This window comes from Streptomyces sp. 135, assembly GCF_020026305.1.
Classification (GTDB): Bacteria; Actinomycetota; Actinomycetes; order Streptomycetales; family Streptomycetaceae; genus Streptomyces.
Map to the genome: position 1 here is coordinate 678,848 of NZ_CP075691.1, position 12,115 is coordinate 690,962.

Sequence of the window (12,115 nt, forward strand, 5' to 3'; positions counted from 1 at the left end):
CCCTCTCTGGCCCCTGCCCTCTCGGGTGGGGGCTTCGTCAGTGCCCGGGGACATCCTCTCCGGCCAGTGATGAAGGCACCGACGAGAGGAGTCCCCCGTGGAAATGTCCGCGATCCTGGACCGCTTCCAGGACGTGAGCGACCAACCGGACGGCGGCTACCTGGCCATCTGCCCAGGGCACAACGACAGCCGTCCGTCCCTGCGCATCTGGTTCGACGATTCCGGCCGCTGCCGTATCACCTGCCGGGCCGGTTGTGACTCTGCCAACGTCATCAAGGCGGTGGGGCTCGGCTGGACCCACATGTTCGGCGTCACGGGCACGGCCAGCGTGGTCAGCTCGAAGCGACCGGACCTCGTCGGGCCGGCGGAAGTGGCGCGGCTTCGGATGTACCTGGATTCCGCAGCCTCGTTGCTGGCCGACAGCGGGGACCACGTGGCGAACATGGCGGTGGAGTACGCCGCCCACCGCTTCGGCACCACATCCCAGGAGGCGATCCGCCTGGGATTGGGCGTGGACTCCCCGGAACACTGGCTCACGCTGGAGGACCGTTCCCGCGGCTTCGTCCATCATCCCCGCCTGATCGTCCCCCTGGCCGGCTTCGACGGAGTGGCCCGCGGCCTCCAGGGACGCGACCTGTCGGGTAACTGCCCTGCGCGATGGATGTCCTTGTCCAACCCTGACGGCCTCCGCTGGGCCTCGTACGGCGTGCTCCTGGCCGACCAGGACACGGACACGTTCATCGTCACGGAGGGCCCTGGGGACGGCCTGACCGCCGTGGCCGCCGGGTACAACGCGCTGATCGTGCGCGGGGCCTCCCTCGTCAACTCCCCTGAACTGGTCGCGGAACTGGCCGCGGGCCTGGCTGGGAAGCGGGTCATCATCGCTGGTGACAACGACAACGCGGGCAACGCGTTCACCAAGCGCCTGGCGGACGGCCTGGGTGATCACGGCATCCACACCTTCGCACTGCCCATCCCGCATGCCGGTGATGACCTGACCGACTGGAGGGCCCGCAACGTGGCCGACTTCCCCGCAGACCTGGCCGCCGCTGTTGACGCTGACAGATCCTTCTCCGCCCCTGCGGAGGGACCTGCCATTAACGCTGACGGTGAGGACATCGACCCCCGACACGTCCGCCTGATCACGGACCTGTATTACGACACCCTGTCGGACTACGGCGCGTCAGACGTGCAGGGCGCATACCTCCTGGCGCACTTCGCTGACGGAAAGATCAAGTACGCGCCCGGTCTGGGGTTCTTCATTTGGTCTGGTCGTGTCTGGGAGCGGTCGGACGCGAAGGTCCGCACCCTGGTCCACTTCATCGGCCGTGCCCTGATGGCCGCCGCGAAGGAGAAGACAGCGGAGAAGACGCCCGACCAGAAGGAAGACCCGGGTGAGCCGCTCCGCAAGGCGTCGAAGTCGTTCACGACCCGCCGCAAGATCGATGACCTGATGGCCACGCTGGAGTCCGTCCCCGCCGTATCCGTCAAGGTCGCGGACTTCGACGCCCAGCCTGACCTCCTGTCGTTCCGGAACGGGACCGTGGACCTCCGCACTGGCCGGCTCCGGGAGCACCGTAAGGAGGACCTCCTGACGTACTGCCTGGACATCGACTACAGGCCGGAGGCCCAGGCCCCGCGCTGGGAGTCGTTCCTGGAGGAGATCTTCCCGGGCATGCCGGAGATGCCTTCATACATCCAGCGCCTGACCGGGTACGGGGTGACAGGTCATCAGGCAGAGCAGTGCTTCGCCGTGCTGCACGGTAAGGGAGCCAATGGGAAGTCAGTCCTCACCGACACGCTGACCAGCATCTTCCGCGCGGTCACGGAAACCACCCCCTTCGCCACCTTCGAGGAGCGGGCCAGCGGTGGTATCCCCAACGACATCGCTGCCCTGCGCGGCGCCCGCTTCGTCATGGCCTCCGAAGGTGAGTCGGGCAAGCCGATGTCGGAAGCCGTCCTGAAGCGCGTCACCGGTAAGGACGAGATCAGCGCCCGGTTCCTGCGTCAGGAGTTCTTCACCTTCAAGCCGACGTTCCTCCTCATGCTGGCGACCAACTTCAAGCCTCGTTTCCGCGGCCAGGATGAAGGCCTGTGGCGGCGCGTCAAGTTGATTCCCTTCACCCGCTTTTTCACGCCGGAGGAGCGGGACCACACCCTGGACCAGAAGCTGGCCGCGGAGGCCGAGGGCATCGCTGCCTGGGTAGTCCGGGGCGCGATGGAGTGGTACGCCAACGGCCTTCAGGACCCGGACCGCATCCAGGACGCGACGAAGGAGTACCGGCGCACATCAGACGCTATGGCCGGCTTTTTCCCTGGCGTTCTGGAGCGCTGCGACGACGGTTGCGAGATGACCGCCGGTGAGGCCTACCAGGCGTACAAGCAGTGGTGTGAAGCGGAGGGCCTCCCGCTGCGCGAGCAGTGGACCCGACGCACGTTCCTGGACGCGATGGAGGAGCGCCAGGTGGGCCGCGTGAACACCACGAAGGGTGTCTCCCTGGTCGGTGTCCGACTCCACCAGGAGCACGCGGACGCTCCCGCCGGTCCCGGCATCTTCGCCTGATCTCACCTCCTCTCCGGTCAGTCGTGTACCCCCCTCTGGTCCGGCCCTTCGGGGTCGGGCCTTCGGGCGTGACCACTCCCTGCCGAGAGGACACGCCCCATGCCGCACATCACGCTGTCCGACCACGCCGAAATCCTGGCCCTGATCGCTGAACTCCGCCGCGCGGGCAAGCCCGTTCACCTGGACTTGTTCTGCTGTCAGGGGGGCGCCTCCGCGGGATACGAGCGGGCAGGGTTCACGGTCCTGGGTGTCGACCTGGACCCCCAGCCACGGTACCCGTACGCCTTCGTCCAGGCGGACGCCGTGGAATTCCTGCTCAGATACGGCCATCTCTTCGACTCTGTCAGCGCCTCTCCGCCGTGCCAGGCGTTCACGCTGGCCCAGCGAATCCAGGCCAACGAACACCCTGACTTCATCACGCCAACACGGAAGTTGCTGACCGAACTGGGGCGGCCCTGGGTCATCGAGAACGTACCGGGCGCCCCCCTGGAACTTCCTGTGGTGTTGTGCGGGGCCATGTTCGGTCTGCACACCTACAGACACCGACTGTTCGAGACAGGCGGAGGGTTCACGTTCAGGGCTCCCGAGCATCCGGAACACACCGCGAAGACCGTGAAGATGGGCCGCCCTCTACGAGACGGGGACTTCTACCACGCCGTTGGGCACTTCACTGGAGTCGCCTACGTCCGCCGGGACCTGGACATGCCTTGGGCCACGCGTGACGGGCTCCGCGAATGCATCCCGCCTGCCTACTCCGCCTTCATCGGGGCGTACCTCCTCCACCACCTGACTTCCAACTGAACCACCCAGGCCAGGCCCCTTGACGGGGGTCTGGCTTCGGGCGTGACCACTCACCTGCCGAGAGGACACGCCCGTGAGGCATTTCAGCGGTTCCCTGAACGGCCAGCCTTGGGACGGCTATGTGGTGGAGCGTCCCCAGGACCTCCACGCCTTCGAGACCTGGGTCAGGCGCCAGGCCGAAGCCGGCGTTCCCGTCGCTGTCGACTCCGAGACGTGCGGACTCAAGATCTACGCCTGGGGTGACGGTTTCCTGCGTCTGGCCCAGTTCGGTACGGAAGACGAGGCCTGGGCCCTGCCCATCGAGCACGGTCGCGTGTTCGCTGAGTCCGCCGCCTGGGCACTTCGCACCCTGCCGGACCTGACCGGACACAACTGGGGCGGCTTCGACGCCCAAGTCTTCGACAAGCACTTGAAGGTGCCGCTGGAAGAGACGTGCGCGAAGGCCACGGACACGATGCTCCTGGCCAAGCTGATCGACCCGCGCAAGGACTTCGAGGGCGGTGTGGGTTCGTCTCTGAAGCCGCTGTCAGCGCACTACATCGACGCCAACGCACCCGACACCCAGGACGGCCTGAAGTCGGTTTTCAAGGCGCTGAAGTTGAAGGTGGCTGAGGGCTTCGCGAAGGTCCCCCTAGATCACCCCACGTACCTGGAGTACGGCCTCCTGGACGTCATCCTGACCTCTCGTCTCCGGCCGCGACTGGAGGTTCACCTGGAGCGGCTGGGCGTCTCCCCCAAGCTGTCCCGCTACGAGCATCGCGTGGCCCGTATCTGCGCCCAGATGCAGCGCGCCGGCATGGTGCTTGACGTCCCGTACACGGAGGGTCTCCGGGACGACCTGGTGACCGACGCCGAGACTCACGCGGCCATCGCTGCCCGGTACGGAGTCGACGCCGTGAACAGTGGCCGCAAGGTCGCTGACGCCCTTCTGGGCATGGGCGAGACCCTCACGGAGAAGACGGCCTCCGGCGCCTGGAAAGTGGACAAAGCCGTCCTGATGGCTCTGGCGGACCTGGACCGCGATTGGAAGCCGATCGGCTCCCGCACGCCGAATCCGTTGGCGGATGCGGTCCTTCGCTCGAAGCGGTCCGGGAAGTGGCGCTCCGCCTACGCGGACAACTTCCTGGACCAGGTCGACGCCAGCGGACGCATCCACCCGGGAATCCAGACCATGCAGGCACGGACGTTCCGTATGTCCGTCACGAACCCCGCAGTCCAGACACTCCCCAGCTCGGACAAGATGATCCGCCGCGCGATCCTGGCCGACGAAGGCCACGTCCCCGGGTCGGTCGACTTCCAGGCCGTAGAACTCCGCGTACTGGCGGCCCTGGCCGACGTGAAGCGCATGAAGGCGGCCATCGCTGCGGGAGAGGACCTTCACAGCTACACGGCCAGGCTCGTGTTCGGGGAGGGGTTCACGGAGAAGGACCGCAAGGTCAGTAAGGGCATCGCGTTCGGCAAGGTCTACGGCGGGGGCGCCGCGACCGTGAGCAGGCAGACAGGCGCCCCCCTGGCCGCTGTTCAGCGCGCGATGGCCGCGTATGACCGCGTGTACCCGGAAGTTGGCCGCGCCGCGAAGGACTGGCGGATCGAGGCTTTCAACAACGGCATGGTGGCAACGTCGATCACGGGTCACCGACTCCCTTTGGATAGAGACAGAACGTATGCCGTGACGAACTACCTGGTCCAGTCAACGGCTCGTGACTGCCTGGGCCAGGCCCTGATCAACATGGACGAGAAGGGCCTGATCAGCGCCGGGTACGTCCGCCTCCCCGTGCATGACGAGGTGATCCTGTCCATGCCGAAGGCGGACGCGGAGGAGATCTCCCGCGCTGTGGCCGACTGCATGACCTTCGATCTGCTGGGCGTTCCCATCGCTGCCGGCAAGCCGGAAATCGGCATCCGATCCTGGGGATCACTGTACGGCGCTGACTTCTGACGGGGAATCCCCTGCGCTCCAGGGCCATCTGAGGCATTCGACGCCCTAGACCCGAACCACGGACGGTTGCGTGAGCCGCTCCTCATGAGTCGCCTCACGCAACCGCGTTCCTTCCCGGTCATCACGGTTGTGTGGGCGCAGATTACGAACGGAGGTCGTTCCTCCGCCAGGTCCTCCGCAGGGATGGTCCGGGTCTCACCTGAGTCTTTTCGCTAGTCGGGACGGGGGACGCCTGAGAACGTAGATCTCCCAAGTCATTGACCCGCCTCAATTGAGTCGTCTACTTTCACATTCTCACCACATGCGTGATGGCCCGATCAGCCTCCGCGTGTAGGTGCCAACTCCCTACCCCTTCATGCCTCCAGGCCCCGCCATGCCCGCGTCCCGGTCCGCACGCCAGACCGCCATGCCGCCATGCCGTCGTGCCCGGGGGCCTCCCGAGAGGACCCCCTCCGTGATTGTCACGACCCGTACCCAGGTCATCGGCTCCGTCATCACCAGCGACGTCTCAGACGCCACTCTGGCCGCCGCGAAGGGAGGAGACAGGGACGCCCAGGCGTCGATCCTGGAGCACATGGCCACCAAGTTGGGATACCTGGCCAGCCGCTCCGCGAACACTGCCGACGGAGACGCGAGCGAGGGACTGCGCGCCGCCTATCAGGAGGACCTCCTCCAGGAGGCAAACGTGATCGCGCTGGAGCGCCTGGCCACGTATGAGGGTGACTCGATGGACGCGTTTCGGGCCTACGTCTGGGCCTACGTCCAGAAGGAATTGCCTGCCGTGGCCCGTGACCTCCTGAACGGCACTCAGGACGACACCGACGGCAAGAAGCTGTTCGCGCAGATGGTGAAGCACTTCCGCACCGCCGACGTGCGCCACAACCTGACCGAAGGCGACTACCTGAACTTGGCTGAGTCCGCAGTCCAGGACAAAGGCCTGGTGGCCGCTCTGAACGGGGGCGCCTACAAGAGCCGTGTCCGCATGTCCGCGGAAGCCGCCTACGCCGCGCGCCTGGCCTACCAGGGATCCGTCAGCATCTTCACGCCGACCGGTGGTGAGGACGACGGAGAAACCACCATCGCGGACGCCCTGGTCAGCGCTGACGCGGAAGCCGACGTGGCCGCGGTCGGGTACCGACCGATCCAGTGGACTCAGGCCGTTCACGCCCTGGAGGACGCCCTGACTGTTCCCCGTGACGCCGACGCCCGTGAGGCCGTCTTTATCGCGCTGGATCGTTTCCGCGCAGGCACCGTAACGGAGTCGGACCTGGAGCTGTTTGAGGCCCTCCCCTGCCGCACCGCTGACTTCGGTACGGCCGTGGCCATGCTCCGCGCCGTTCACACCCAGCGCCAGGAGGCCCCCCAGGCGTCGACTGCCGAGAAGTCTGCTGACGCGGCTCTGGGCCGCGGCTCCATCGCGTTGACCGCCCAGCGTTCGATCCTGGAGAAGGTCACGGAGAACGCGGTGAAGCGGGCCCTGGTCCGTCGCGTGGTGGCCACCATGTCTCAGCGCCAGGCGTACGTCCTGGCCGCGTCGTTCGGCTTCATGGGCAAGTTCAAGGACGATGCTGCCGTGGCCCGCGCGATGAAGGCCGCTGGTATCGGGGACGTGGGCGCACCCATGGTCCGCATGGTCCGCCGTGATGCTCAGACGGCTTTCGCTAAGCGCTGGGCGGCCCTGATCGCGAAGAACGGCACGGAGTTGACCGCCCTGGAGGCAGCGGCTGAGAAGGCTGGCGTCTCCCTGGAAGAGGCCCTGACGGAGGACTGACCGCGTCTCACATCCTCTCCGGTCAGTCGCAGAGGGGCCCCTTTCCTGGGGCCTCCTCACTGAGAGGAGACACCGTGTCCGAGTACGACAGCCAGCGGCCCGACCACGTATGCGACGAGGGATGCGCACCACATGTCCCGCTGCTGTTCAGGGAGCTGGAGGACCTGGAGGAGTCGGTCCACATCGACGCACTGTACGACGAGCTGAACCGCGTCCGTGAACGCGCCGCCATCCTGACGGTCATGCTCCCCAAGGTGGCCGACGACATCCGCATGTCGACCCGTTCCGCGGCTCTCCTCCTGGACCTGGACCAGGAGGAGTTGGAGGCCGAGCTGGGCGGGGAGGGCCTCCACCCCGTGACGAAGATCCTGGACTACGCCATCAGGGCCGGCGGAGAGGACGGCTACGTGGGCCAGGCCATGGCCGCACTGTTCCGGGAGGAACTGGGCGCACCACTCACGGACTGACGCGAAGTTAGCCGACTCGCTTGACGCGACTCAATTGAGTCGGCTAACTTACTGACATCACCCCACCACGCACCCCAGAGGAGCCCTCCGTGAAGGTCTACAACCGCACCGAGAACAGCCTCACGGTCCAGGTATCCGTCCGTGAGGCTCTGGCGGAGGTCAATACCGCGATGATGGAGGGACGTCGCCAGGTCAAGACGATGTCCTCCGGCCGCGGACACCACATCATTGAGTACAAGGATGGGCGCACGGTCCGCCTGATCGAGACGGACGCCGAGGAGGCCCAGGAATGGGGAGAGGCGGCTACGGCCTCTCTGCTCCACAAGTTCAGTGGTGATGGGCCCGCCGACAAGAGCGCGGACTATCGGGCGAAGTGCCGGAAGTCCATCCGGTGGTACCCCCGTCCCCTGTCGCAGACGGAAGGCCCCCGACTCCGCACCCGTGCCGAAATCGAGTCGGCCCAGTACGCCCATCTGTACAGGTTCTGCCCGCGCTGTGAGGCCAAGGCGTGATCTGCGGCCAGGCCACTTCCCGGGGTTTCCAGTGCATCAACCTGGCGACCCCAGGTCGGCCCACCTGCCCGGCACACGACCCGCGGAACCAGTGCGGAGCCAAGACCCGCAGCGGCATCCCCTGCAGGCGACGCAAGTCGTACGGCACCGACCGCTGTTCAAAGCACTAGTACGGCCCCTGACTCCGGTCGGGGGCCTTCTCCGGTGACACCGTTAACGCCCCTGAGAGGACCTGATCGTGGACAGCATCCGGACCCGCCTGACTGTCGCCGCGGGTGTGGTCATCATCGCCCTGACTGCCGCAGCGTTCTGGTTGTCGTACGCGCACCTTCACGACGTCGCAGCGACATACGGCCTGGGCGGCTCCCCGGAACGCGCCTGGGCCTGGCCCGCAACCCTGGACCTCTTCATCGTCGCCGGTGAGATCCTCATGCTGGTCGCGGCCCTGAACGGCAAGCGCGACGCCTGGGCAATCGGGCTGACCGTGACTGGCTCGGTTGGCTCCATCGCGCTGAACGTGCTCGGGGTCGGGCCTGACGCGGACCGCCTGGCGTACGTCGTGGCCGCTGTCCCGCCGGCCGCTGCCCTCCTCGCATTCGGCGCCCTGATGAGGCAGCTTCACGCGGCTGTCTCGAAGCCTGACGAGTCGACAGCGGAGACCAGCGAGGACAGGCGCACCGCCAACGAACTTGTTCAGGATGCCCAGCTCACTGTGGCCACCCAGGCGAAGGCTCATGAGGAGCGCATGACCGCCCTGGACAACAGCCCGGATGGCTTCGCCGCAGTCGTTGACGGCATGGTGGAGGAGCTGGCGAAGGAGACAGGAACTCCTGTCGAGTGGCTGAAGCCGGGCCCGGAGGATCTGGCCCGCACCCAGGAGGCTGTCAACCGCCTGGCCGCGGACATGGAGCGGGTCGGGGCCGGCGCCACTGGACGACCGGTGCCGTTCACGATCGGGGAGGACCTGGAGGAGGTTCTGGCCGACGTGGAGGGCCAGGAGGACGCGGAGCGCGGATACGAGGAGGAGCCGGCTGTGGAGCCGGACACCGTTCACGAGGTCCTGCGCATCACGTCGAAGCCGTCGCACGCGGACATGGCCGCTGCCGTGGAGGACATCAAGCGGGACGGCCTGCCCGTGAATGGGTCGAGCCTGGCGGAGTACTTCGGCGTCTCTGACCGCTCCGGGCGCCGGTATCTGAAGGAGTACCAGGCGGCCCAGGATGCTCACACGGGGTCGTCACTCCGTGTCGGAGCGTAGGCCAAAGCTTAGGTCTGCATAACGGAAGAGGGCTTCCGGAATCTGCGACCCCGTACGAATTGTGGCGTGCGTCACACGCAGACCCATAGGAATATGTGATGTACGCCACTGACCAGGAACGATCGGTCTCCGCCACTTCGGCGGGGGCCTTTCGCTCGTTTTCGGACACGCAAAGCCGCCACATGGAGCGCAACCGTTCACTTTGCTGGTAGGTCGTTGAACCCACAAGCAAGACGCGAGCAAAGGGAAACGTAATGATGACGCCGGAGACCTTGGTGAACTTGGCTGTGTTCGTCCCCGTTCCGATCGTGAACGGCTGGACGTGGGGAAGGTGTGAAGAGCAGTTTCCGGACGCCCAAGAGCGCATAGCCGACATGGCCGAACTGCCCCGGGTCCTGCGGTCGTACGGCCGTGCCGTGGCCCGCATCGTCAAACCAGTGCTGGGGTTCAGCTTCAACGTAACGGCGTTCGATTCCCTGTCCGGAGCAGCATGCGGAAGGGATCAATGGGTGTGGGACTCCGAGTTCCGCGTGTACCGGCCAGACGGTGATCCGCTGGTCCCGCAGATGACGCGGGCCCGTCTCCTGGTTGTCCGCCGGAGGCCGGCAGAGCGCGAGCCCGTGTCCGAGCCGGCCAAGACACACCTTCGTACCGTGCCTTGACGCCGTGAACGCCCGTCAGCCTCCTCGGAGTTGCTGGCGGGCGTTCCGTCGTCCTTGCTCCGCCAACGCCCGTCTCCCCAGGCAGGGATGGGCGTACGCTTGACGCGAGGTGAGCGCGTATGACCACAGGTCTGGCAGACAACGTACGGAAGCTGCGGCGAACAGCGGGTATGACTCAGGAGGACCTGGCTCACGCCTCCAGGTTGTCACTGACTACCGTCGCCAAGGTTGAACAAGGCGGCCACGTCAGCATGGGCAGTCTCGCGGCCCTGGCCGCCGCATTGAACGTGACCACAGCCGCCCTCTTCGCCAGTGAGGCGCCACGGTCCGTGGTCGGCCAAGAGGACGAGGAGAACCGCCGAAGCCTGGCAGAACTCCGCCGTGCCCTCATGCCTCCCCTGGGCCTCTCCGTCCCTCAGATGGAAGCCGGGGATGCAGAAGAGCCGCGGACCATCCAGCGGAGCGTCAAGGACGGTCACGCGCTCTACCAGGCTGACCGCTACGGGGCCGTGGCTCGGCAGCTTCCGGCACTGCTCCGTAGCTCTGAAGCTGCCGTGGCCATCCTGGAGGGTGAGGAGAAGGAACACGCCAAGATCGCAAGGGCGCACGCCTTGTTGCTCACCGGGAAGTTCCTGACCCAAGTACGTCAGTACGACATGGCTTATCTGGCGCTGTCCGAAGCCATCCGCCTAGCCCAGGAGACAGGGCAGACACAGCTAGCCGCCACGGGCGTGAACGGCCTGTGCTGGTTGCTACTGAGGCAGGACCGCTTCGCTGAAAGTGAGCGGCTGGCCGTCCAGACCGCAGCGGAGATTGAGCCTCGCTTGTCGACCGCGTCCCCCGATCAGATCGCGCTCTGGGGAGAACTCTGGCTCCGTGTCGCAGCCGCGTCCCGGCGAAACGGCCGCAAGGACGTCGCCAAGCACGCGCGGCGGATGGCTAAGAGCGCCGGCAGCGCCATGCAGCGTGAACACAGCGACTTCCCCTCGCACTGGGGCGGCTTTGGACCTGCGACCGTCGCAGCGAAGGCCGCGGAGGACCTAGCGCTGATCGGGGACGCGCGCGGAGTACTGCGTAAGGCGGAAGAGGGCCCCCTCAGTCCCAAAGGCATGAAGGCCGTTGGACGCCTCAACATGAACAACTGGGGGCGGCACCGCCTGGACGTCGCGCACGCCCACACCCTCCTCGGATCCCACCAGGACGCCATGGACGAGCTAGTCAACCTTCGGGAGACTGCGGACACGTGGCTGACCCATCAACCCATGGCACGACGAGTTATGACGGACATCCTGAAGACGCGCAAGCGGACGCTGACTGAGGAGATGCGGTCAATGGCCGTCCACCTGGGCGTTTCTGGCTAACTACTGCGAAGAGCGGTAGTTCTTCATGGGGTGAGCCAGCAGAACTACCGTGCCCCGCGCGTGGATTAGCACCGACGATGCTCATACGGTCCCCTCACTGATCACTGTCAGAGAGGGGCCGCGTCATGCATAGAGCAACCGACGAGCAGTCGACCGGCAAGGAATTGGGCACCACGGAAGTTGGCTCCGCCCTCCGTTTACTCCCCTGGCAGAACGAACCAGATAAGCCGTGCCTACTCAGCAGCGACGATCCGGGAAGCCCCCTCTCACGGGTGGCTGACACTATGGAGACGGCCCAGATCGCTGTGGCAGGGGGCGTTCTGGCCGACGCGGAGACAGTCCTCACTAACCCGCTGTCGACGCGCGCTGAAGTGGAGTACATCGGTATTCGGCTGGTCGAATGCCTGGCGGACGTGCTGCGGATCGCGGAATCACGCAGACTGCGTAAGGATCCTTCCGCGTCCTCCTCGGCGTCTGCCCCTGAGAAATCCGAGGACGCCGACGCATGACCATGGCCCCGGAGCGTCCGTCCACGGACCGTCCCTCCTTCGGGTCTGATGCCCAGAACGGTAGTGACGGACTGGTACAGGCTCTCTGGACGCTGGGCGAGTTGTGCGGGCTCTGTACAGGGAGTCAGGCCATCTGGTGTGACCAATGCTGTGGGTTCGGCGGCTGTCCCCACTGCTTCTCGACTGGGAAACGACCCTGCCCGTTGTGCATAGGCGGAGACGCCCAGCCAATCGACTGGTGACGATCTGCGCGTCATGGCCCCTGGCTTCGG

At 66.1% G+C, this 12,115-nt stretch carries 9 protein-coding genes and 1 pseudogene; all 10 read left to right on the forward strand.

The window, feature by feature from the left end:
* The first annotated feature begins 103 nt into the window (after positions 1-103).
* The 10 genes and pseudogenes from KKZ08_RS03165 to KKZ08_RS03210 all read left to right on the forward strand — a co-directional run bounded on the left by KKZ08_RS03165 (position 104) and on the right by KKZ08_RS03210 (position 11,843).
* The gene (locus KKZ08_RS03165) at positions 104-2,563 is read left to right on the forward strand and encodes a phage/plasmid primase, P4 family (protein ID WP_223778889.1); all 2,460 of its coding nucleotides are present in this window, start codon (positions 104-106) and stop codon (positions 2,561-2,563) included.
* Positions 2,564-2,662: 99 nt separating this feature from the next.
* Positions 2,663-3,364 (forward strand): SAM-dependent methyltransferase, encoded by a 702-nt coding sequence (locus KKZ08_RS03170; protein ID WP_223772970.1) that lies wholly within the window; start codon positions 2,663-2,665, stop codon positions 3,362-3,364.
* Between the two features lie 73 nt (positions 3,365-3,437).
* Positions 3,438-5,303 carry a DNA polymerase gene (locus KKZ08_RS03175; RefSeq protein ID WP_223772971.1) on the forward strand — a complete coding sequence of 622 codons (1,866 nt, stop codon included), beginning with the start codon at positions 3,438-3,440 and terminating at the stop codon, positions 5,301-5,303.
* Positions 5,304-5,757: 454 nt separating this feature from the next.
* Positions 5,758-7,074 carry a hypothetical protein gene (locus KKZ08_RS03180; RefSeq protein ID WP_223772972.1) on the forward strand — a complete coding sequence of 439 codons (1,317 nt, stop codon included), beginning with the start codon at positions 5,758-5,760 and terminating at the stop codon, positions 7,072-7,074.
* 74 nt (positions 7,075-7,148) lie between these two features.
* The gene (locus KKZ08_RS03185; RefSeq protein ID WP_223772973.1) at positions 7,149-7,541 is read left to right on the forward strand and encodes a hypothetical protein; all 393 of its coding nucleotides are present in this window, start codon (positions 7,149-7,151) and stop codon (positions 7,539-7,541) included.
* A gap of 89 nt (positions 7,542-7,630) precedes the next feature.
* On the forward strand, positions 7,631-8,053 hold the full coding sequence (locus KKZ08_RS03190; RefSeq protein WP_223772974.1) for a hypothetical protein: 423 nt from the start codon (positions 7,631-7,633) through the stop codon (positions 8,051-8,053).
* A gap of 232 nt (positions 8,054-8,285) precedes the next feature.
* Positions 8,286-8,726 (forward strand): annotated as a pseudogene (locus KKZ08_RS03195) (DUF2637 domain-containing protein); the annotation flags it as partial.
* An 839-nt stretch (positions 8,727-9,565) separates the two neighbouring features.
* The gene (locus tag KKZ08_RS03200; RefSeq protein WP_223772975.1) at positions 9,566-9,973 is read left to right on the forward strand and encodes a hypothetical protein; all 408 of its coding nucleotides are present in this window, start codon (positions 9,566-9,568) and stop codon (positions 9,971-9,973) included.
* 119 nt (positions 9,974-10,092) lie between these two features.
* Positions 10,093-11,334, forward strand: coding sequence for a helix-turn-helix transcriptional regulator (locus tag KKZ08_RS03205; protein ID WP_223772976.1), 1,242 nt, complete (start codon positions 10,093-10,095; stop codon positions 11,332-11,334).
* A 125-nt stretch (positions 11,335-11,459) separates the two neighbouring features.
* Entirely contained in the window at positions 11,460-11,843 is a 384-nt protein-coding gene (locus KKZ08_RS03210; RefSeq protein WP_223772977.1) for a hypothetical protein, read from the forward strand.
* Positions 11,844-12,115: the final 272 nt, after the last annotated feature.